Raw genomic sequence first — 22,479 nt, 5'->3', positions numbered from 1 at the left:
GCCGACCACCGACCCCCACCCATCGCCCCGCCATCGAGCGGGGCTTTTTTTGCCCGCGTTTTAGCCGCTAAAAAAAGTTCAGCTAAACCGCTTGCGTAGTGTTGTATGTTGTAGTATGCTTCACGCTACAACATACAACCGGCCAAAGGAGGCCCGACATGGCGATCTCGAAGGAGCAGATATTTGGGCACTGTTGCAAATAGTCGGTGGTGATAAACTTATCATCCCCTTTTGCTGATGGAGCTGCACATGAACCCATTCAAAGGCCGGCATTTTCAGCGTGACATCATTCTGTGGGCCGTACGCTGGTACTGCAAATACGGCATCAGTTACCGTGAGCTGCAGGAGATGCTGGCTGAACGCGGAGTGAATGTCGATCACTCCACGATTTACCGCTGGGTTCAGCGTTATGCGCCTGAAATGGAAAAACGGCTGCGCTGGTACTGGCGTAACCCTTCCGATCTTTGCCCGTGGCACATGGATGAAACCTACGTGAAGGTCAATGGCCGCTGGGCGTATCTGTACCGGGCCGTCGACAGCCGGGGCCGCACTGTCGATTTTTATCTCTCCTCCCGTCGTAACAGCAAAGCTGCATACCGGTTTCTGGGTAAAATCCTCAACAACGTGAAGAAGTGGCAGATCCCGCGATTCATCAACACGGATAAAGCGCCCGCCTATGGTCGCGCGCTTGCTCTGCTCAAACGCGAAGGCCGGTGCCCGTCTGACGTTGAACACCGACAGATTAAGTACCGGAACAACGTGATTGAATGCGATCATGGCAAACTGAAACGGATAATCGACGCCACGCTGGGATTTAAATCCATGAAGACGGCTTACGCCACCATCAAAGGTATTGAGGTGATGCGTGCACTACGCAAAGGCCAGGCCTCAGCATTTTATTATGGTGATCCCCTGGGCGAAATGCGCCTGGTAAGCAGAGTTTTTGAAATGTAAGGCCTTTGAATAAGACAAAAGGCTGCCTCATCGCTAACTTTGCAACAGTGCCTAAACCGGCGGAATATGTATTTCCCCTGCAGGTTGAACCAGAGCCGGGAATGAATATTCTTTATTCCTTCCTTATTTTTAATCCACAGACCAAAACGGTACCCCAGACAGTCCCGGATAACGCCGTAACCTCTCAGAAGAATAACAAGGGTAACGATATGGACAAGTATATAAGACAGTCCGGGGTGGCTGAAGAGAAAAGGATACCCGGCTTCATTCTGAAGCGCGTACAGGCCCCCCGGTGCGGAAAACATCCACAGAATGCAGAAAGCAATAAACTGAATCCGGACGTTATGCTTATTTGTTTTTATCATCATTTCAGTTCCGGGTATTCACATCCTGACCCCGCTGCCAGCGGTCCTGCCAGTGTGCCAGATACTGTGTGGCCAGGGCCGGGTCATCCTCAATCAGAATGGCATTTTCTGAATTGGCTTTATTTGCGCTGATCGTATAGTTGTAGCTGCCGGTTTCCACGGATTTTTCGTCAACAATGATCACTTTGTCGTGCTGGATCTTAAAGTCCGCATCCGTGCGCAGCGGGATACCGGCAGACACCAGTCGTTGCATGACGGCCTGACTGGCCCGGCTCCGGTTTCCCCTTTCGTCAATCACCACCCTGACATCCACCCCCCGTTCCCGGGCTGCCACCAGTGCCCGGGCGACGGAGCGGTCGGTGAAATCATACGCCATCATCCGGACAGACGTCCGGGCACCGGCAATCGTGTCCAGCACCAGGGCGTGGGCTGAACCTTCCGGTGAAAACCCCACCCGGATCTGTCCGGCCACCGCCGGTGGCAGGGACAGACTCAGTGACAGCGTGACCATCACGGCCAGCCCGTTTTTCAGGTTCATTGCGTCATCTCCCCGGTCAGCGTACATACTTCCAGGCCTCTTTGGGTACCCGGTCAAAAAACCGGTTCAGGGCAATTTCTGCCCGCCGGTGGTCAGCGGCCTCCCGGAGGATAAACCGGTCATCCCCCGACAGTTTCATTTCCATATGTTCCGCCACTTTATCCAGATTGTCGGCAGATTTAATTTTTCTTAACTGCCGGATAAGATCCATTTTATTCATATTCAGCCCCCGGTAATAAATACGCTTAAATAATATATTATTTTCTCTTTTGTATCGTAATCTGGCCGTTGTGGCAATATTTTAATGCTGACATTATTAACGTAATACTTCCCGTGAAAACTGATACAATATTAAACACTTCTCTCTTTATAAAATATCTATTATTGCCGATAAATAATATTATCAAGGGAGAATAATACATGAATGACTTTCATATTTTTCACCTGTGCCTTGCGCAGGGAAATTCACACCAGGCCATGCTGATTTTACGGGACAAACGCGAATCCGTTGCCCGGAAAATCCTGGAAAAAGCCGGGGTCAGGGTGTCATCCCTGTCCGGGCGTTTATTCTGGCGCTGGGTACAGGACTATATTCTGCGTGAATGCCGGCAACAACAGGAGCGCCTGAATGCTGAAATCGCTTTCCCTGCCCCCCCGTCCCCGGACGCCGGTGCTGTCACTGGCTGCCACCCTGAGCCCCCGGGAACTGGATGTGGTGAAACTGGTCGCCCTGCTGGCGATGCTGGTCGACCATATCAACACCCTGTTTCTGTCCCCGTCGCGGCCGGAACTGTATGCCCTGGGGAGGATGGCCTTTCCCCTGTTCACCCTGATGTGGGCCGTCAACCTGAACCGCCCGGGCAGGTCGCTGCAGGCCCGGGCAAACCGTTGCTGGCTGTGGGCGGTGGTGACACAGCCCGGCTTCACCCTGGCCTTTTACGGACTGGTGCCCTGGTATGCCCTGAACATCCTGTTCGTGTTCGCCGGCGTCACCCAGCTGCTGGCCCTGACCGACCGGGCAGGCTGGCGGGGAACCCTGGCGGGGCTGACCATTGTGGTGCTGCTGCTGTGGCCACTGACCCCGGCCAGTTACGGGCTGCAGGGGCTGGTGCTGGCACTCTGTGCCGCGCTGTACTTTCACCCCGCAAGGGTGCGTTACCGGCGGTGGCTGACCGGCGGGCTGTGCGTCTCCCTGCTGACCCTCAACGGGCTGTCGCTGCTGCCACTGTGGCCAATGGCCACTCTGCTGATGGCGGTACTCCCCACCGTGATGCTGCCGTCCTGTGTCCTGACGGCCGTGTCCGGTCACGCGCCGGATGGCCGGCGGTTCATGCCACGGTCATTCTTCTGGTGGGTCTATGCCGGGCACCTGCTGCTGCTCGGGCTGGTCCGGCTGGTCACAGGACATGCAGGGTGAGGGAGACCCTTTCTGACCGGGCTTATCCGGCCCGGCCACCGGTACGCTGAGGAAAAGATGACGATGAAGAAGAAAACAGGCCGGCGGGTGTCCGGTGACCCGCGCAAGCGGCCAGCCCTGCAGTGTAAGCGGGTCCTGAAACTCCGGGAATTCATCGATATGAATAATCCCCGGGAAGTGGCGGAGCTGCGCTGGATGGCGGTTCAGCTGAAGACGGACGAAACCGGGGGTGAGTTCCTGCTGTGGTATCACCGGGAAACGGGCGTGAGCATGGAATATCTCTGCGAACTGAGTTACTGCACGGAATACCTGTTTGACAGCCTGTTCCAGGCCGATATGGTGGACCCGGAAACGGGTGAGCTGGCCCTCGACGCGTTGTTCAGCGCCCTGCTGGCGACACCGGAGGCCATTCCGTACATCACGCCGGTCTGGTTTTCGCCGGAGGTGGACCGGTTCTTCAGCCGGGTGAGACAGTTTATGGCAGAGCAGGGTTACCTTCAGCATCCCGGTGACCTTATGGATCTGTCCGGGTACGAACAGCGGGTACTGGATCGGGAGTATACCTTTGCCCCGAATGAACCGGTGAGGTTTCCGTATGTAACGGAGGACGATGCGATCAGTGAAGTGATGGACTGGCCATAACCCCCTCCGTTCCCTGCGGGAGCCGGCAACCCTTCACACACCCGGAAGCCAGTTCCGGGCTGTGCTCAGCGTTTATGAATAAACTGACCGGCAGGTAATGGCAGAATCTGATGAGGCGCAATAACAATGAATAATGTGTTCCGGAAATGCTGGGTGGGGATCAGTTTTGTCCTTGACTACCTCCTGGTGCCAGGCATGAGCCTCTGGCTGACGGGGTCGGCCCTGTACGACATGTTTACCCCCGGGTTGGGAGAAATCGCCTGTACGTCAGCCACTGAGGGGCTGACCTGTTCTGTCGTCCCGTGGCTGCTGGGGTGGGTCGATATCACCCTGAAAATAGCCGGGGCCACCCTTCTTATGGCGGCGTGGTTTTTTTGTACGCTACCGGCACGCCGGGCGAAAAAGGCGGTCTTTAAATCCACCCTGAAGCCAGAGGACTTTGTCTGAACAGTCATCCTGTTTTCCGGAGTACGGGAAATCAGACGTTTCAGGTAACCTGAGAAATTCATATATAACATATAGTTGAGATAAATATGAAGATTGCCAGATCCGGTTACCAAGGATTACGTAAAAGTGCTGATTTGTTGTGTTGAATCAGAAAACTCGCACAGGCGTATTGCCTGGTTTTCCAGGAAAAAGCATAATCAGTATTGAGCAAAGACCTTTCAGATACTCAATCTGAGGGGCAGAGGAAACCACCCTGGCAGGTGGTTTCTTTTTTTATGTATCAGTGTGATAAAGAAAGACTGAGATTACTGATGGTTAAGTTAAAGTCTGTCTGGTGTAAAACTGGCAAAAACCACAGTGCCAGAACAACAATACAGGCTTTGAAGAGCGGCCATCTTTTCATTATTTCTCTCCTCATTTCTGAGGTGGCCGGATAAGAATCCGCTTCCTGCACGAATCCCTATCCATTTGAGCAAAGACCTTTCAGATCTGCCACCGGGTTAAATGGCCTTACCTCGACAGGAATCCGACTGGCATCGGGGGTAAGGTCCTGTTAAGCACTACTATATAAGATGATTACTACCAGATGTAGTTGAGGATTATATTTTAGTGTCGATATATAGAGATTCACATCAAACATGTTTGAGTGTTTTTTGATGCAGCACAAAGTAAATCTTACAGTTAGGCAATGACGCGGTTTGCTGGCTGAACATGAAATAAGCATTCAAAAATCTACGATATTTCCCTCCGGTGCCCGTCAGGGCATGTAAGGCGGCCGCACCGATGTGACAGACTGCCCTGAACGTAAACCGCCGGAGCCCGGCGCAGCCGGTACGAAATCAACCGGTTCTGCCTTGCCCATCCCCCACCCTGATAAGCCCTACCCGCTCAAAGCCACGCAAAACTTAATTTACGCGGCCGGAGTGGTCACGGCGTCAGCCGTGGCGTATCTCCGCGTTATGCGCCCTTTTAGGGCGCTTACGAGCGTGTACACCGAACCCAAAAGCCACACAACCAGCAGCCACACAAGACCACCTAGTTACAACATCCTTCTGAAAGCCACGCCTGTTCCGGGCCAGAGGCCCGGGGCGGGGGCGGCCTTTGCAGGAGGGGGAGAGGGGCACGATGGTGCAGGTACGGCAATTCTGTGGGTGTTCGTGGGCAATGGTGCCTCAGAATGGACGCAGGTGTGTCAGGTGGGGGAGGATTTGGTTCTTTGCGTATGTTGTAACTATTTTGGTGTTGGGGCCCGCCACGCAGTGGTGGGAGGTGCATCTGCTTTTTTTCTGAGTGGCGCGTCCGTCAGGACGCTGCAGGCGAAGGCCTTTTCCGATGTCGGGGGTTGTCCCCGTTATTCACAGATTCTGCGGCCTGTATAACTGTTCTTTATTGTTATATGAGGGGGTTATGTAGGTCTTGCGGTTAACGCCCGTGACAGTTGCCGCTAACCTCTTCTGCTTATTTGCAGTTAAGGGTGGATAACTTTTCCGGGCAGGTGAAACCGGGGTAACGGGCGTCAGAATGACGTCTGTCGGGGAGTCAGACTGGCAGGGATTTGTACAGGAAGTGAACAGTGGCGGGATACGGACGTGGGGACGCCTCCGCCGTCAGGCGGATGGCTGAAAAGCAGGGTCAGTGAAGGGGCGGCGGTGTGCCGAAGTCCACCAGGTCGAGCTGGTACAGGTTGTCCCACACCATCTTCTCGAACCGTCTCGCGGGCATGTGCCGGGCTTCCGGGCCGTGGCGCCGCAGTATCCGGCTGGCCACTTCGCGCTTGCGCTCCTCAAACGGCAGGGATTTCATGCGCCGGCGGAATTTGCCGTCCGCAGCCCGGGTCCGGCGTGAAATCAGGGCATTCATCCGCGCATCCGCATACCAGTCCTTCCGCAGGCTCTCCGCATCCAGGCTCCAGTCCTCACGTTCGCTCCGCAGGTTATGCAGTCGCTGTTCGCGGGCCTGAATCAGGTCGTCCTCACGCACCCCGAGTATCCGGAAACCTTCATCAGTCAGTGTGATGTAACGGGGCAGACGGGTTTTGTTGATGCTGTCCCAGTTATCCGCCAGGTCCGGCGGCGGCACGGCAATACCGGTACGGTAAAACAGCCGGATGGCATTGCTGATACGCCGGGCCGTCACCGCCTGCGACTCCATCACCTCACCGTGTTCATCCCGGGGACTCAGGGCCCCGGCCAGCTGGCCATAATTGAGGGTCACCACGCCGGTGACAATGTTGACATGATTCAGGAACGCCAGCGCCAGGGCATCGAACAGCCGCCGGGACATGGCCGACATTCCGCGCCGGCGGTATGCCCGGATACGCTGCACCACCAGGGGGTGGGCTGACGGACGTATCCCGTCCGGTCGTTCGGGGCTGACCATACGGTTGACGGCAAACTGCAGCACACTGGGCAGTTTTTTGAAACCCGCCGGGCGGTGATACGCCGGGAACGGGCATTTGCAGGCCGTGGAATGGGTACCACGGTGGCGCTTATCCGCGCGCAGAATTATCTGGTCAGTCACCCCACGCTGCACTTATGGCGGGGGTGTATTGTGTTATGTTGAACATGCGTTATAATCCTTTGCAGGCAACGCGCCTGCTTTTGGCCCCCTGAATATCTGACCTGTTCCGCCAAGTTCACGACAGATTTCAGGGGGTTTTTGCATTCAGGTCCCGTACACGGGCACCCTGCACCCGGGCGTATTACGGACACGCCCCGTCCATTGATTCCTTCCATCCCCCGCCCGGCCGCATTTTATCGGACGCAGGACACACCTGTGACTTAACCTGCCAGTCCGCATCCGGTCCGGGTCGCCTCACCCGTTCCGGCCTGACAGTGTGTGTTAAGTCGCAGCTTATGAATTTTCAACGGCATTTCCGCTCAAATACCGTTACAGGCCTTAGCATACCGTCACAATTCAGAATTTTCCAGGAAAAGGATTATCCGGATATGCAAACAAATATGACACCGCTCGCCGCAGACGCAGGACGATGACGGCCTGCGTGAGGAAGCGGAAAGGCACCACAGTATAAGGGAATACCTGACGCACGGACGTCGTTAGCTGCATAACTGGCGGGTTATGCAGTGAGTCCGTATCGGGGTGAAGGAAGTGTATTTAAAGCGGGTTTGTTGTGAAAATACAGTCAGAAAAAGGTGGACGATGCTCAGACCAGCCAGAACGTCACACCAAAGACAATGACCGCGAAAATGGCTGTTGATCCCCAGGCAAACGCAGGCCAGAATGACACCGCCAGCATACCAAACAATATGATTAGCCCTACCGGGATCAAGGTACTTGCAAAATACCGAAGTTGCCATCGCAACCATTTTTTCAGGAAATTCATCGTAACATCCGCATAATGGTTTCAGTAATTTCTGCTTCATATATACCTGACACTTCAGACAGATCCGTTCTAACTAAGTGTGGAAAAGTGTCTGTGTCAGGGAAAGGAGAAATCATCAATGCAGCATCTGCATGACTGGCTGTTCGTGCGGTTACCTGGCCTTCCAGGGGTCAGTTTGGATATCGAAAATTATTATACGTTAAGGGGGTTACGGCGTATAACCCCCTTAATCTGGTAAAAATTAGTTTACTTTTTAGGGGCTGACTTCAAAGTATTGATAATCCACTCTTCAAATTTATTTTTCTTTTCAAACTGATACACGTCATAAGCTTCAGGGTAACGTTGTTTGAATCTTGTTTTGAATTCCTCAATCTCAAAATCACCGTTAAACGTATTGCCCACTGCTATTACTTTTTTGTTTATATCTTTGATTAAATGACCCTTTTTCTTTTTGGGCAATTTAACACTTTCACCAAATGCTTGTAATGCGCGGAATGCCTCTTCTTTGACTGTGTAGACCAAGTCGTTCATCATCAGACGCCAAAGGATGTCTATAGACTGTCTGCACTTAAACTTTTTGAGTGAGTTAATGGCGCTGATTCTGTCATGATAGTTGTTTTTGTTACCCGCTTTCTTTTTTAACTCATCAATGTTTTCAGGGATTTGTTCTATCCATTCGATTTTCTTATTATTCATTAATGATTCTTCCTGTTTGTTGCTGAGTAGTCCTCACAATATTAGAGAAAATCTAACCATTCAGATCACCGATAGCAATAGGGTGTATCCTACTGCGATAACGTAATCGTATGATATTCTCAGTTTCCCTAGTGTACCCCTTCACTATCGGCTGTAACCGTAGTCAGTAGCCTTATCGTCCACTAAGCAGACTAGATTAGCGAGCGATACTTGCTTAGCTCTTTTACGGTTTGCGCCATGCCTTGACGTAGCAAGGCTTCTAAGTAGTCATCAGCTGACATTGGCGGCTTTCTCAGATTGCTACGCTGCGTAGTTACTGCCGAGAGTACTAAAGCGCGATTTAAATCGAACAAATCCATCAAAAAATCATCAGGATGCAACGCTTCAATACCAAAAGCATCAAGTGTCGATGCCGGAAAATCTTTAAGGTTAAATGTCACAATGATTTCAGCGTTGCTACGAACTGCAGCTGCGACGACGTGGCGATCATCAACGTCAGGTAAATCGACACTTTCAGTTAGCGGTTCAAAACCGGTAATCATCGCATCGGGAACCGCTGTATTCATCAGTACGGCTGTGCGTTGAATCTGTGCCAAGGTTAAATCAGCCCTGTTTGCCAAAAGGTTCCGCTGCCATTCATCTTCAATAATGGCTGACCATTTCGGTTGATACAGCCCCGTCTGCCCTAAGCGGATCAGTAAATCCCGTAGAAATGACGGGTAAAGTACGCAGGCATCTAAAACTACGGGATAAGGTGTATGGTCCATTAGTAAAGTCCAAGCTCCTGGCTTAGATCTGCCAACTCCTGCATTGCTTTGTTGCTTTCCCTGTCTCGCTGATCTTTGTAATTCATCAAATCGGCGAAAAGTACGCGGCGATGGCGACCAGTTTTATGAAAAGGTAGCTTCCCGTCTTCCAGAAGTTTCACCATATGAGGGCGTGAGACATTCAGAATATTGGCTGCTTCCTGCGTTGTTAATTCTGCATGTACAGGAACAACCTGGACCGCGTTACCGAGGGCCAGTTCACCTAAAATCGACATAAGCAGCGTCAGAGAAGACGTTGGCAGTTCGATCTGGTGGGTTATGTTATCTACGTCCTGAATTGCAATTTTTTGTGTTTCCATTTTTGTGGAGAGGTAGGCAGCAAGCTCCCTTTGTCCACGAACAGCTGCCTCAATCTCCCCTTTAGCCGGAAGGCTAAGGCTATCAAGAATTGAGTTTGTCATTTTAGTATTCCAGTTATTTAGTTGATTTAATTGTATAAATTTATGGTTTCAATATGCGATTTCAGTTTATGGTTTCAATATGCGATTTCAGTTTATGGTTTCAATATGCGATTTCAGTTCTAGTGTTACAGCAGCTGTTACTTAATAGATTATTCGAAACAAACGAAAAACGCAATAAACGAAACAAACAAAACATACGAAATACACACACGGCGTGTTTGATACGAATGACGGAGAAACCAAAGCCGAAGTTGAAGTTCTGGCGGCAGAGATAGTTAAAATAGTTGCACTACCTCATTTACTCATAAACTCAAATGAGTAAATGAGGTAGTGCAAGGCCTTGCAGAGGAACACGAGGAAGGTATAGGCATTGAGACTAAATCAATCAATTACAGATCAAGGTGGTTAAATAATGCGCTTAACGTACAATAATTTTCGATATCCAAACTGCCCCCTTCCAGAAAAGCCAGGTAAAAAGAATTGGTCAGGTTCTGGAGATAATCCCCACATCGAACAGGTAATTACGGCCCTGTTCTGACACCCGGTAACGGGGTTTTGACGGTGTGTCCCCGGGCACAACGCTCACAAACCCCTGTTTTACAAGACTGAGTACAATGTTGGCCACATTGCCAAAACCAGAGATTTGATTTACGGCCAGCATCCTGTCCAGAACCATCCAGTTCCAGTCTGTATCTTTTTCAGACATCACTTTTAAGACATTTAGTTCGGTTTGAGTCGGCTTCATTTGTATACATCCGGGTGAAATACATCACTGTCTTTCAGCTTATAATCTTCCTGCGTTGCTGTATGCGCATTGCTCCATAATTCATAGCCAGCGGCACCTTCAGGTTCACCGGTTCCCCCCCCAAATGGCAATAACGCTCATACTCACGACATTCGTGAGTGTAATAATTCAGGTTCACTTTTTCCGGGGAAAACTCTCCGTTTGCAATATTTTTGAGCCAGCCAACCTAATCCTACCCACGTAATTTGGACATTCCTTTTTCTACGAACAGAACATACAGCTTTAGATACAAGCCACAAACGATCAACTTACCAGTCAACAACTGACAGATTCATCAATTTAATCTTTTATTTGTTCAATAATGAAACCATCTTCCCTAACAAACTTAAGTAATCTATCCAAACTACCGATACTCCACTGGTTGGATATAGCCACCATTTCACCAGATGAAAGTTCAATGATGTCATCATCATTAATATGATACCTGTTCTTTTTATATCCTGTAATCTGTTCAACTAATGCTATTGTCCTTTGCTTTATGACATGAGATAGTTTGTGTTTAAGAGTTTCAAGATTTTCAGGATTATGCTTCTCTATCCAGTCAGTAATAACCACAAGAGCCAGATTCCTCTTATTATAAGTCACACCTTTGTAATTATAACGAGAATAGTCGCGATCAGATTTATTAGAACTGGATATCTGTTCAATTCTTTTCTCCCTAAATTTAACCTGATACTCGTCAAGCTCAGGAACGGGGATTATCTGTTCCGAATTTATAAGCACCTTACCATCAAAATGGTATGGTGTTATTTTCACACAACTGATATCAACACCTTTATCCCTGAGCCAAATAGCTGTTGTCGTGAGTTCTTTACTAAATCCTGCGGAGGCTAATATAATCCTTACATCTTTTCCAAAATCAACAAGTTCAGTATCTTCCAACTCAACAAACTCCAGTATTCGCTCCTTGGCATCAATACCCAAATTATTTTTTGTTATGTAGTTTTGGTAATATTCACATGCTTTAGAAAAGCTCATTGTGGAAATCATAGCGGCATACCTGACAGCCTGAAGTTCCATATGTGCTCCTATTTCATCTCGTTTTAGTTCAATAACAACGAGATTAGCCTGTTTATCAATAGCCAAAATATCAATTCTTCTTTTACTATCCTCCCAGTCAGAAAACTCCTCAGATATTACCAGAGACTCAGGAGCTAATATCTCAATGTTATTCTTAATTGCCTCCTGAAGGTCATAACGTTCCTGTAACCCTTCGATACTGTAAGTTGTTTTTTCCAATGGCGTGAGGATTTTATTCGATATGCTATAAAGACCCATGTTCAATCACCTGGTGATAATATATAAGAAATACTGACAGTTGTTCTTACACTTCGCTGTTACAAAGTGTATTAGCTTAACTGTGATAACTGCTTCCGCCAACCAGTTTATCAGTAAATTTTTCGTATCATTACGCCTAATAACTTATCGTTAGCATACCGGGAGGGCTGGACCCGACTTATGAAATGCGTTGTCAGGGGCTTGAATGGGATTTGAAATTTGGAATTGTCGCAATGTTTTTATTTTGGACTGGAACAAGTTGCTGACCCTCACTTGTTCCAGAACCCTTAACGCCCCTTCAGATGATGCTTTTTTTACCCTGCTCGACAAGTGAAGAAAATGTATCCAGGTCAAAACTCCATGCCCCATCAGGGCAGTTAAATATTTCAATCCGGAGGCCTTCTCCAGGCTCATTTGAGATTTCAGCCACCTGTTCACTACCAGCATAAATTTCAAAAACAACGTTTTCCCTGTCCGGCAGGCTGGTTATCTGTGATGTAAGCTCATGCTTCACCATGGCTACCTCATCCAAAACTTACAGGTCATGTATGTTCAAAACAGCGGTTTCAAACCATAACAGACTCACGCCAGGCAGTCTGTAGTTCATACACGGCTTCAAATAAGTCGTCGTCGTTCAAATCATCGTCATCCATTAGGTCCGGGTCTGAGCAGTAACTGTCTACCAGCGAAAATACCGTATCAAAAAACCGTTGGGTCCTGAGATCTGCACGTTTATCTTCCGATGAATCCCGATAAGTACGCCAGGCTGTTAAATAGTTATGCTCAAACTCTGGGGCACTAATATCCTGCGAAATAAATGCATCAATCAGATTAATTATCGCGACTTCATGTGTGTTAAAAGACATTGCCATCACCTGTCAGACTTGTTACCTGTGTATCGGATAGCTTCCAGCCAGAAATGAACGTTCCATCGGGTTTAGTCATTACATTAAGTTTAGTTTCTGGATTGTAATAGTGAAGGACATCCTGGCTCCACGGTACTTACCCGTTATTTGTGTGGTGAGAGGATCATCTATATGACTTTTCAGGGCACTTTCATAGGATGAAAGCCCCTGAGCATTGGGCGTTTGCGTCACGTTAAAATCAACAGCATGTTGAACTTTTTTACCAGTTGCTTTTGAGCGATACTGACATTTTCGGATGGTAAAGTTTTTGCTGCTTGTGGTAAATCGGTCAGTGCCTGAACTTCACTTGTCGGATTCAGACGCCCTATACCCAGTCCTGCAGCAACGGATGCGCCGGCAATAATAAGTCCTTTCGTCCGGGGGTTCATAACCTGGTCATACCCGGCCGGGGCATCACCTCCCAGTTGTCTGGCCGTATTCCTGAATCCGTCCGGATTACCGTTATAAATCCCCCCGGCAGCCAGCAGTCTTCCTGCCGCTTTACTGTTGATGGTACCGGTAATGTATCGGGGGCGGTGTAACTGGTTGCGGATGAGATAACTGAGCCGGGTGTGCAGCGCCACCGGCAAGTCACCGCGCAACGCCCCGGATGATGTCACCACCCGGGCCATCTCGTCCCCTGAATCGTGTCTCTTCAGCAGCACAACATTGCCGCGCCGGACATCATTCAGCACATCACGGTATGCCATCCAGGTAAACTGACGGTGAAAGACCCGGTATTTATTGACATAAACACTGTAGCCATCCGGCAGATCCCATTCCTGAATCCGTCGCTCAGGGCTGGCGGTATATTCCAGGTCCTGAACGGCCGCAGCCGGGTTGCGGATATTCGGAATATCATCCAGCCAGATATCATCCAGAGATTTTGCCTGATATGTGTGGAGTCTCACGGTCCGTATTTGCTCCTGTATTCCCTTGTGAATACAGGGGATTTCATCGCCTTACATACTCCACAACAATAGTCTTTGTCTGAATTTACGATTTCGTGGCTTTGCCGCCGGCCCGCCTGATGGCCGCCTCAATCTGAGCCACCGGTACGGCACCCGGTAATACCGTAATCGTGTCCGGCGTGGGATTATCCACCGGCATCACAATCAGGCCCGGTGTGCCGGTCAGTCCCAGTTTTTGCGCCAGCTGGTTGTTGGCCTCCAAAACGCTGTCACTGTCTGCGCCGGACGCCAGCGGAGTGCCCTTCATCACCGTGCGGGTGACGGCATCAATATCCGCCGGGGTCAGAGCGCCCTCATCATGACCGGTCCGGTAAATGCCGTTATGAAACGCCATATAGGCGGCCGGGCCCTTTGTCTTCCAGATGTTAAGCCCCCTGACCGCCGCATCATGGGAGGCCGGCCAGCGGGAAGCGAAAATGGGCCAGTCCTTAAAGACATAACGCACCTCATGATGGCCCTGCATCACTTTTTCCAGTTCCGGGGCCAGCCGGCTGCAGAACACACACTGGTAGTCAAAAAACTCAATCACGGCCACCCGGGCCGCTTTCGGGCCAACAGACGGCGTGGACGGGTCAGACAGCAGTGCTGTCTGATTATCCATCACCCGGGCGGCCATGGCCGTCTGCGCCCGTTGTTGCTGTTGCACCTGCAGTTTCTGACTGACCTGCACCAGTATCTCCGGGTGGGCCAGCAGGTAGTCACCGGCAATCTGCCCGATACGGGCCTGCTGTTCAGGGGTAAAAGCGGAAGCCGGGGCCTGTGCATGCGCCACGCCGGTCAGTGTGGCCAGCATGGCCACCGTGCTGAATGTCAGTTTCATGGGGTTGTCTCTCTGATGTATTAACGTTCTTTCTGAATGGCCCGGGTATGGGCCGGTTCATCATGTTCAATCGTTCTGTCTGGCAGGTTTTGTTCGCGGACAGACAGGATGGCACGTCCCGTCTGTTCATTCAGCATATCGGCTCTGACCTGTGAGGCTGCCTCCTTATCCCTGAGAGCCTGCTCCTGTTCAGGTACAGAGACCCGGGGCAATGGCATATCGCCACCGGCCGCTTCCTCACCTGCAATACGCCTTAACGTGATTGCATCAGGGGGATTATTCACTTCAACAAGGGCGGTCTGATTTTCTTCAGGAGTTGCCTTGCGCGCAGCAAGATCCGCCCGTTGCTGTTCCTCCATTCTCTGCGACCTGACAACGTCAGAGCGCCTGCTGAGGTCCTCTTTATCCTGATGGTTTTCTTCCCGGGGAATACGAATGTCCTGAGTGTCAGTCGTCTGAAACAGTGCATTATTTTCCCTCACATCACCCCGGGTGACTTTCACCATCCACTCCGAGGGTGGTGTGTCACCCACCTGCCAGATAACACCGGTGCGGTTATCGGCTTTCGCCGCCGCCAGGGCGTCTTCCAGACTCCGGGTTATCACCGTCTGTCCGTTACGGCTGCGCTGCAGTACCGCACCCTGCGCACCCTGTGTGGCCACCATCCGGGTGTCACCCAGTGTCAGGCGGCCTTCCGGTGACGCAACCAGGGAGACCAGTGACAGGCCGGCTGACTTCCCGTTACGGTCATACAGCGGAAAGGCCAGTGCCGGGTCGGGAAAACGCCGGGTGGCCGGGATGACCCGCGCCGTCAGTGCCGTATCCTTCATCGCCTGATGCCGCAGCCAGGTCCGGCCAATCGCCGTTTTTGCCGGGGGCGTGCCCATCGCCCAGATGGCCCGGGCCTGCTTACGTTCGGTCTCCGGTTTCAGCACGTCATGGGCGGTTTTGGGTTCCGTTTCCGGTGATTTGACCCGGCTCAGCCATTTGTCCAGTTTGTCCGTGTATATCTGGACATGGTCTTTCGCCCGCGATGCCGTGATATAAAACGCCCGCATCGTGGCCAGCTGTTTCCGGCCCCCTTCCGTTCCCTCCAGGGCAATCACAAACGGACTGCTGGCCCCCTGCGCGCCATAGCCGGTTACCGCCCAGGCGTAATCGATATGCTGTTCATGGCGGACCTCCTTCGGGTTAATCACCCGGGTTCCGTCCTTTCCGGTCAGCTCCAGCTCACCGCTGTCCCGGACCGCCGTCACCCGGAAGCGGTCATTACCGAGTTGCCCGGCATCACGGGCAGTCAGGGTGAAGCGCAGTTCATCCCCTTCACGCACCTCCATCCTGTCGCGTTTAAACAGTTCCACGTCCCCGGTCAGCAACTCCCGGGGGGAATACAGGGCCAGTTTCCCGTCCTCATTGCGCACGGATATCAGGCCGCCGTTCCGGTCCACCGCGACCACGTCCTGGTAACTGTCGCCCCGCTTCATCACCATGCCGGCTTCCCAGGCACCGGTGCGGTTAAACTGGTGACGGGTGTGACTGATTTTTTCCAGTACCGGCACCGTTGCGACCTTGCTCCCGAGTTCATGACGGTTGACCAGGCTGTCATGAATGGCCTGGTTGATGGCTTTTCTGTCTGCATTGAGCTGGCTGATGATGATGGTCTGTGCCCGGGCTTCCGGTGTGCGTCCGACCCAGTCACGGGCCACGGCATCCACCGGAGAGTCCACCTCCATCACGGATGCCGCCGGCACCTCACCCTGCGCCTCACGGGCCACTTTCTCCGGACTGACGGACTGCAGCCGGCTGATGGCTGCCGCCGGGCGGTTTTCAATAATGTCGTACACCGCCTCCTTCAGCTGGCGGTCGTTCTGACGGACAATTTCCTTCATGATGGCCACATCCATCGGGCTGCGCTCCTGTAGCAGCTTAAACGGCGCCCCGCTGTCGACGGATTCAAACTGGTCCACGTCCCCCATGGAGACGGCCCGCCCCCCGCCGTCCCGGATGGCCTGATATACGGCAGCCGTGTCCTGCAGCCCCACCATCGAACTTTCATCAATAAGGAACAGGCGGTTGCCGTAATCCGGTGTTTCCCCTGCGGCCACCTGCCGGTCATGCTCCACCAGGAAGGATTTGGCGGTCTGCGACACCACGCCGGCATCGTTCAGCTCCTTCACAGCCCGGTGCGTCGGGGCCAGCCCGGTGACTTCCGGGCGGACCGTTGCCGGCAGGGTGTTCAGGGCCGTCAGCACCCCCCGCACCTGGGTGGTTTTACCCACCCCGGCATACCCCTGAATACCGGTAAACTGGTCGGTACTGGACAGGATGAGTGTGGCGGCATCCTGCTGCCCCCGGGTCAGGCCGGCCAGCAGGGCCGGGGCCACGTTATCCATCAGGGGAGACCGGGTATTCTTGCCGGCTTCCGTCATGCTGATAATGGACTTTTCCATTTCCCAGGTGGCGTGGTGTATCAGGCGGGATTCTCCCCGTACCACCACCTCAATCAGTTCACCGGATTTTATCTGTGCGGCAATTTCCGCCCTGACGTCACCTTTCCCGCCCGCCAGTTTCTGGGCGGTTTCCGTCAGAACCAGTTCACTGAAACTGATGTTCCGCTGCTCTGCGACAGCCCGGGTGACGGCCTTACGGGCCTCACTCATCACGTTATCGCGCAGGGTACTGACGGCACGGTCAACCGTGTCCTGCCCGGACAGCCGTGACACCATCTGCACCGGGGTGTCGACATCACGCATTCTCCCCAGCCGGGTTTCGGCCCGCTCCAGTGTTTCGGCGGTAAAAATTTCCGCCCGGTCACCGCTGCGGGCCAGGTCATTCACCATCCGGCCACTGATATCGCGCACATTGAGGGAAGCCAGTACCACGCCCTGCTCATTGTCACGGCTGCCAGGTGCGGCCACATAACTGTGGGTCATGTACAGGGGCTGGTCAGCCGGCAGGGTAAACGTGTCTCCTTTCCCCTTCCCGCCTTCGCGCAGGAACGTCACGCCCTCCGGCCCGGTGGCAGTCACCGTCAGACGGTCTTTGGCTTTCAGTCCGTGGCGTTTGTCCGCCGCCAGACTCAGCATTTTCTCCCCGGCATTCACACTGATTTCCTCCCGCTCGTACAGCCGCCAGTCCGGTGTCATCTCACTGATTTTCTGCCGGTGGATTTCCCCGGTACCGGTATCCAGCAGGGTCAGGTAGCGGGTGTCTTCATGCACCCGGTCTATCAGCCAGTGTTTTGTCTCTTTTGCCTGTGTCCGGTCTTCCAGCACCTGTCCGGCCCGGTAGGAGGAGGGCAGACGCCGGGTTTTGTTGTCGAGCCAGACCGGTGTGCGGGTTTCCACCGTGACACCGTCACGCGCCAGTTGTCCGGCATTCTGCAGCGCATCACGGATAAGTCCGGTCAGGTTTTTCTGCTCACGCGCCCCTTTCACCACCGCCGTGACCGGTTCGCTGCCGGCACTGAGTTCAGCATAGCGCTCCGCCAGTGCCGCATACCGTTCACGTTTGTCAGCAATACTGACCACCCGGGTTTCCAGCCCCGGCACCGGTTCAGACAGCACTGAGCGCGACACCCCGGCTTCAGTCAGCACCGTCATGGCATTCCCGTTGGCCTGCCGGCCCGCACTGTCGAGAAAAATCAGCTGGGTGTTCTTTGCCCGCGCTTCCGCCGTCAGCAACAGGGTTTCCTTCAGCCCGAGTTTTTCCGCCCCTTCCACAATCAGCGTGCCCTGGGGCCTCAGACCGGCGTCTCCGGACAGAATTTGCTGACGGGAAATGAGCCTGTCCTTCAGCCTGTCCGATTTTCCCAGGGAACCGGCCCGTTCAGCACTGCTGGCCAGCACCTGTACCTGACGCCCGTGAGACAGGCTGACCCCGGCAATCTCTTCCGCCAGACTGCGGATGGCCGGCACACTGGCCGGGGCACTGAACAGCACCACCGGTTCTGTCACCACCGGCGACAGCCTGCCGGGCACATTGTCCCGGGGCGTGACCCGGTTGACCACCCGGCCTCCGGCCACCAGGTCCCGGGTGACCGACTGCAGGGATAACTCATCGAGCAGATGAATACGCGATGTGAACACGCCTTTCTCTGCATCCAGCGGTACAATCAGCCCGTCATGCATCGCCGCATCCATCCCGGCGCGCAGGTCATCCACCCCGGGCATCACGTCACTGTATTCCATGGCGGTCAGCATCAGTTCCCCCCACGTAAACCGGGTCTGCCGGTCACTGAGCTGAGAAATGGCCTGCTGCAGGGCGACTGACAGGTCCGGGGCCAGGTCCTTCAGTGACCGGGGGGCTTTTGCCGGGGCATCCGGCGCATTCACCGCCGGTGAGCTGTTTTCCCTGCCGGGCGTGACCGGAGCAGTCTCATGACCACGAACGGGAACGGGTTCACCAGACTGACGCAACGCCGGGACATCCTGCCCGGGCACTGCAGGGCCTGCCGGACGGGGAGAAGGCTCTGCTGAACCTGGTAGCGTCACGCCCGGCTGTACGCCGTTATCTTTCCCCCGGGGGACCGTCTGTCCGGGTCGGTCCTGCTGCCGGGAGACCGGTTCCGGCACGGCCACCGTGGTATGCAGGTCCGGTTCCGGCGCACGCTCCCGGGCTTCAGCCTGGTACGCTTTCATGTCAAACCCGAGGTCACGCATCTGGCCCAGCCAGCGCTCCATCAGGCGCAGGCGTGACGGGTCCTGTTTGGCCTGACGGGTGTCTTTTGCCGCCACATCCCGGCTGCGCAGGGTGGCCTCTGCCCCCACCGCACCCTCAATCTCCCGTCCCCGCGAGGAATATTCTTCCCGCACGGCTTCCGGCACACCGGCGATTTCCCACAGCCCGTTTTTCCCGGTTTCCTCCACCCGGTGCCCCAGCTTCTCCACATCATCACGCAGGGTGTTGCGGTAAATTTTCCCCAGCGTCACCTGCATCTTCATCACGGTTTCGATAAACCCGGCACCGTGAATATAGTCGGTGGCCAGCGCTTTCCATTTCCCGTCCAGTTCGGTCATGTTGGCCACAAGCAGGTGGGTATGCACCTGGGGGTCGAGATTACGGCTGGTATCGTGGGTGAACGCCGCCGCCACCATTTTCCCGGTCGGGAGAATGGACGTGATACCGTCCCGGGTGTCCCGGGCCGAGACCAGTTTTTCAATATAAGACGCCGCCACCTGGACGGCATGATTATGGGCTTCGAGCAGCTGCTTATCCCCCCCAATGAGGATGAGCAGGGACACACTTTTCGGGGCGGAGAACGTCAGGTCATGACCCGGCCGGTGCACATGATTTCCGTTAATTTCCTTTCCCAGCCGGGAACCGTCCGGCAGACGGCCTTCCAGAACCGCCGTCAGGGCTTCGCCCCTGACCGCACCCTCCAGTCCCAGTTCCCGGGCACCCTCACCCATCCACAGGCTCTGCAGGTTGCCCAGAAAATAATAGTTATCACTGTTACTGTAATAACCCGCTGCCCCGTCGGCAGAGGCAATGGGGGCCACACTCATCATAAGTCATGCTCCATATCGTCCAGGCCGTCCTGCTGGCTGCGGTACTGTTCGTACTGCGCCTCGCGGTGACGGAGAATGGTCTGTTCATCGTCCAGCATCTGTTTGCCCGCGCCTTTCGGGCCGGGCGTGTCATCTGCCGTTCTGGCGGGCGTTTTACCGGCGGTGGTCACCTGCAGCTGGCCATCCGGCAGGGTTTCCAGTTTCATATCCAGACTGAGGTTTTCCGGGTCTTCCCCGTTCCCTGCATCGTCACTGTCTGACGCCGCATTCTCTCTGCGTGACCGTCTGGCCCGGTTAAGCGCATCGAGGGCGGTGGGTTTTGATACCGCCGTGCCGTCCGGCGCGGCCTGGCGGGTCAGTTCAGGGAGGGGCCGGCGCGGTGTGTCCGGTTTTTCCGTGGAGGGGTTCTGCCGGGAACGGGCCGCATCTCCGACCGGATCATTCACGGCCGTCCCGCCCGGCACCACGGTCAGGGACGGCCGGATCACCGGGGGGCGGGAAGTAATGGGAACGACCGGGGCCGGTTTTCCCGGCACAGGCTGAGGTAACGGCCAGGGGGTATTCACCGGGGCTACCGGACCTGCCTGAGTGTCTTCTTTTCGCTCCGGTTCGGGCGTCACCGGGGAACCCGTCACCTCACTGACCGGGGCGGTTTCAGCTTCGGGGAATGTCAGGCCGCTGGCCCGGCTGGCCTGCTCATTTTTCCGGATAAGTTTTTCCAGTTCAGGGCTGAGCACATCGTGGAAGTCACGGGAGATAAAACCGGGCTGCAGTACCTTCGGTTTACGGTATTTCAGCTTCAGGTGGGTGACCGGGTAATCCCCCGGCAGACGGACGTAGAACTGCAGGTTACTGAGCGACATGATTTGCTCGTAATCCACCACCGGGTTATTGACCTTGTCCTTGCCCAGTGACACCCCGTCGCGCACCTGGTCAAGACCGTAGGAGTTCTGCTCGCGCGCTTCCTTCCTGCGCTGGTGTCCCAGCTCTTTTTCAACCATCTGGGCCACTTCCGCACTGGGCGAGCGGCCATAGGCCCGGGTGTTCAGCAGGTCAAAAATGCTGCGTGCCAGTTGCTGGCCATAGACATGAACAAGCTGGGGCATGTTCTGTGCACCGATGACAAAACAACCCCCGAATTTGCGGGCCTCTGCCAGCGTACCGGGCAGGTCCGGAATACGCTGCAGACTGGGGGTTTCATCCAGGATGAACCACACCCGCCGGTCCGGGTCCTCATCCATGCTCTGCAGGAACAGGGTGGCCAGTGACACCCACATGGAGATAAGTGGCCGGATACTGGGGCGATGGCGGGATTTTGTCGAGATAAACAGCCAGCTGTTGTCATACTCCGGGCTGGTCATCCAGTGACGGATGGTGAACGGCTCCCCCCCCTTTTTCGTCCAGCCCCTGCAGGTAGCGCAGGGACTTGGCATAGTTGGTCACCACTGACCGGATGGAGATGGCCGTTTTCTCAATTTTCTCTTCCACCAGGTTGGCCGCCGGCGTGTTGGCCAGATAGTCACGCAGGCTTTTCATGCTGAGGGACAACAGGGTTTTCAGGAACTTCTCAATACTGCGGTCCGGTTCAGCCGACATGCGGATGGCCAGGTCCGCAAAAATCGTGCGGGAGCTGGCCACCCAGAACGGATCGGATTCCCCTTCTTCCGGGATCAGACTGGTTGCCAGGTTCTGGTAATCCGCCGAATCCTCACATTCGCCCCACATATCCCAACGGACACAGCGTGCATCGAAGGGATTCATAATCCGGTCAGTCTCCGGGCGGTAATGGGTCTGGGTAAAGGAACAGCCGGAGTCATAGATAATGGCCCGGTCACCACGTTTGCGTATCCAGTCCAGCAACCAGCGGATCAGGGTGGATTTCCCCACCCCGATGGTGCCGTGCATAAGGAAGTTCATCACCTCCGCGTTACGCACCATATGCAGGTCACCAATACGCAGGTCTGACAGTTCACCGTTTTTGCGCAGCAGCCGGTTGGTTTCGCCCGGGTTGTCTGTCAGTTTCATCCCGGAGATAAATTCATCTTCACTCTCCCTGCGCCCGACCGCCGTGACATACCAGGCCACCAGACAGTAAACGGTCGCGCAGAATACGCCGGCGGCCAGCGCACTGGTTTTCAGGTGGCCATACAGACGGGCCCCCATGGCCTGCATGTAGGGGTCTGTCAGCATCTGCTCCAGCGTCATTTTCAGGTGGTAGGTGGTGGCGGTCGGGGCATACCAGTAAGTAATGGTATAGAACCGCCCGGCACCGGGTGACATCAGCTGGATGAAACTGTGGTTAAGGCTGGCATACCAGTACCACAGCCCGTTATCGAGGGTTTCCTTTGGCGTGAGAATGAAAAACAGGGCGCCGGCGAGCAGCAGGAACAGGATGGCCACCCAGAAGCCTATCCAGTTATTGACCTGCAGGAACATTCGCCAGCGGTAGGCCGTCATCTGGCCACCCTGGGTAAGGTATTTGGCGTTTTTATTCATGATGGATATCCGGTGGAAATAACCGGCGGCAGAACACCGTCAGTGCGTATACATTCAGGAAAAT

20 protein-coding genes and 3 pseudogenes are annotated in these 22,479 nt (G+C 54.1%); 4 read left to right on the top strand and 19 right to left on the bottom strand.

Annotated elements, in window-relative coordinates:
- Positions 1-249: 249 nt before the first annotated feature.
- On the top strand, positions 250-954 hold the full coding sequence (locus MPHASIOC01_RS09020; protein ID WP_001067848.1) for an IS6-like element IS26 family transposase: 705 nt from the start codon (positions 250-252) through the stop codon (positions 952-954).
- Between the two features lie 369 nt (positions 955-1,323).
- Here MPHASIOC01_RS09020 and MPHASIOC01_RS09015 read toward each other — a convergent pair whose 3' ends face one another.
- A complete protein-coding gene (locus MPHASIOC01_RS09015) occupies positions 1,324-1,857 on the bottom strand; it encodes a phospholipase D family protein (protein ID WP_353614436.1) in 534 nt (177 codons plus the stop codon).
- A gap of 16 nt (positions 1,858-1,873) precedes the next feature.
- Positions 1,874-2,077: an Hha/YmoA family nucleoid-associated regulatory protein gene (locus MPHASIOC01_RS09010; protein WP_353614435.1), complete on the bottom strand. Its 204-nt coding sequence runs from the start codon at positions 2,075-2,077 to the stop codon at positions 1,874-1,876.
- Positions 2,078-2,485: 408 nt separating this feature from the next.
- Here MPHASIOC01_RS09010 and MPHASIOC01_RS09005 point away from each other — a divergent pair, with 408 nt between their 5' ends.
- The 3 genes from MPHASIOC01_RS09005 to MPHASIOC01_RS08995 all read left to right on the top strand — a co-directional run bounded on the left by MPHASIOC01_RS09005 (position 2,486) and on the right by MPHASIOC01_RS08995 (position 4,363).
- Positions 2,486-3,274 carry a TraX family protein gene (locus MPHASIOC01_RS09005; RefSeq protein ID WP_353614434.1) on the top strand — a complete coding sequence of 263 codons (789 nt, stop codon included), beginning with the start codon at positions 2,486-2,488 and terminating at the stop codon, positions 3,272-3,274.
- 63 nt (positions 3,275-3,337) lie between these two features.
- Positions 3,338-3,916, top strand: coding sequence for a hypothetical protein (locus MPHASIOC01_RS09000; protein WP_353614433.1), 579 nt, complete (start codon positions 3,338-3,340; stop codon positions 3,914-3,916).
- A 126-nt stretch (positions 3,917-4,042) separates the two neighbouring features.
- Positions 4,043-4,363, top strand: a complete 321-nt coding sequence (locus tag MPHASIOC01_RS08995; protein ID WP_353614432.1) for a hypothetical protein — start codon at positions 4,043-4,045, stop codon at positions 4,361-4,363.
- 1,632 nt (positions 4,364-5,995) lie between these two features.
- Here the strand turns inward: MPHASIOC01_RS08995 and repA are convergent.
- From repA to MPHASIOC01_RS27650, 17 genes and pseudogenes are all read right to left on the bottom strand, one after another.
- Entirely contained in the window at positions 5,996-6,883 is an 888-nt protein-coding gene (gene repA, locus MPHASIOC01_RS08990; RefSeq protein ID WP_353614431.1) for a plasmid replication initiator RepA, read from the bottom strand.
- Between the two features lie 643 nt (positions 6,884-7,526).
- Positions 7,527-7,706 (bottom strand): hypothetical protein, encoded by a 180-nt coding sequence (locus MPHASIOC01_RS08985; protein ID WP_353614430.1) that lies wholly within the window; start codon positions 7,704-7,706, stop codon positions 7,527-7,529.
- Between the two features lie 246 nt (positions 7,707-7,952).
- Positions 7,953-8,402, bottom strand: a complete 450-nt coding sequence (locus tag MPHASIOC01_RS08980) for a HEAT repeat domain-containing protein (RefSeq protein WP_353614429.1) — start codon at positions 8,400-8,402, stop codon at positions 7,953-7,955.
- A 191-nt stretch (positions 8,403-8,593) separates the two neighbouring features.
- The gene (locus MPHASIOC01_RS08975) at positions 8,594-9,169 is read right to left on the bottom strand and encodes a PIN domain-containing protein (RefSeq protein ID WP_353614428.1); all 576 of its coding nucleotides are present in this window, start codon (positions 9,167-9,169) and stop codon (positions 8,594-8,596) included.
- Positions 9,169-9,630, bottom strand: a complete 462-nt coding sequence (locus MPHASIOC01_RS08970; protein WP_353614427.1) for a helix-turn-helix domain-containing protein — start codon at positions 9,628-9,630, stop codon at positions 9,169-9,171. Before MPHASIOC01_RS08970 ends, MPHASIOC01_RS08975 begins: the two co-directional genes overlap by 1 nt.
- Before the next feature lie 484 nt (positions 9,631-10,114).
- Complete coding sequence (locus MPHASIOC01_RS08965; RefSeq protein ID WP_353614426.1) at positions 10,115-10,375, bottom strand: MarR family transcriptional regulator; 261 nt, start codon at positions 10,373-10,375, stop codon at positions 10,115-10,117.
- A pseudogene (locus tag MPHASIOC01_RS08960) lies at positions 10,372-10,592 on the bottom strand (hypothetical protein); the annotation flags it as partial. The pseudogene MPHASIOC01_RS08960 and the gene MPHASIOC01_RS08965, both read right to left, overlap by 4 nt.
- A gap of 122 nt (positions 10,593-10,714) precedes the next feature.
- Entirely contained in the window at positions 10,715-11,713 is a 999-nt protein-coding gene (locus MPHASIOC01_RS08955; RefSeq protein WP_353614425.1) for a hypothetical protein, read from the bottom strand.
- Between the two features lie 298 nt (positions 11,714-12,011).
- The gene (locus tag MPHASIOC01_RS08950) at positions 12,012-12,230 is read right to left on the bottom strand and encodes a hypothetical protein (RefSeq protein WP_353614424.1); all 219 of its coding nucleotides are present in this window, start codon (positions 12,228-12,230) and stop codon (positions 12,012-12,014) included.
- 49 nt (positions 12,231-12,279) lie between these two features.
- Positions 12,280-12,579, bottom strand: coding sequence for a colicin immunity domain-containing protein (locus MPHASIOC01_RS08945; protein WP_353614423.1), 300 nt, complete (start codon positions 12,577-12,579; stop codon positions 12,280-12,282).
- Positions 12,569-12,691: pseudogene (locus MPHASIOC01_RS08940) on the bottom strand (hypothetical protein); the annotation flags it as partial. The pseudogene MPHASIOC01_RS08940 and the gene MPHASIOC01_RS08945, both read right to left, overlap by 11 nt.
- Complete coding sequence (locus MPHASIOC01_RS08935) at positions 12,658-12,810, bottom strand: hypothetical protein (protein ID WP_353614422.1); 153 nt, start codon at positions 12,808-12,810, stop codon at positions 12,658-12,660. The pseudogene MPHASIOC01_RS08940 and the gene MPHASIOC01_RS08935, both read right to left, overlap by 34 nt.
- A gap of 89 nt (positions 12,811-12,899) precedes the next feature.
- Positions 12,900-13,529, bottom strand: a pseudogene (locus tag MPHASIOC01_RS08930) (hypothetical protein); the annotation flags it as partial.
- 85 nt (positions 13,530-13,614) lie between these two features.
- Positions 13,615-14,409 carry a DsbA family protein gene (locus tag MPHASIOC01_RS08925; protein WP_353614421.1) on the bottom strand — a complete coding sequence of 265 codons (795 nt, stop codon included), beginning with the start codon at positions 14,407-14,409 and terminating at the stop codon, positions 13,615-13,617.
- Positions 14,410-14,429: 20 nt separating this feature from the next.
- Complete coding sequence (mobF, locus tag MPHASIOC01_RS08920; protein WP_353614420.1) at positions 14,430-19,919, bottom strand: MobF family relaxase; 5,490 nt, start codon at positions 19,917-19,919, stop codon at positions 14,430-14,432.
- The gene (locus tag MPHASIOC01_RS27655; protein ID WP_405027755.1) at positions 19,916-21,352 is read right to left on the bottom strand and encodes a type IV secretion system DNA-binding domain-containing protein; all 1,437 of its coding nucleotides are present in this window, start codon (positions 21,350-21,352) and stop codon (positions 19,916-19,918) included. The genes mobF and MPHASIOC01_RS27655 overlap by 4 nt, the downstream gene beginning before the upstream one ends.
- Positions 21,261-22,415, bottom strand: coding sequence for a type IV secretion system DNA-binding domain-containing protein (locus MPHASIOC01_RS27650; RefSeq protein WP_405027754.1), 1,155 nt, complete (start codon positions 22,413-22,415; stop codon positions 21,261-21,263). Before MPHASIOC01_RS27650 ends, MPHASIOC01_RS27655 begins: the two co-directional genes overlap by 92 nt.
- Positions 22,416-22,479: the final 64 nt, after the last annotated feature.

It is taken from the genome of Mangrovibacter phragmitis, from assembly GCF_040429585.1.
Lineage (GTDB): Bacteria > Pseudomonadota > Gammaproteobacteria > Enterobacterales > Enterobacteriaceae > Mangrovibacter > Mangrovibacter phragmitis.
This window is presented reverse-complemented; position numbering and strand designations above follow the sequence as displayed.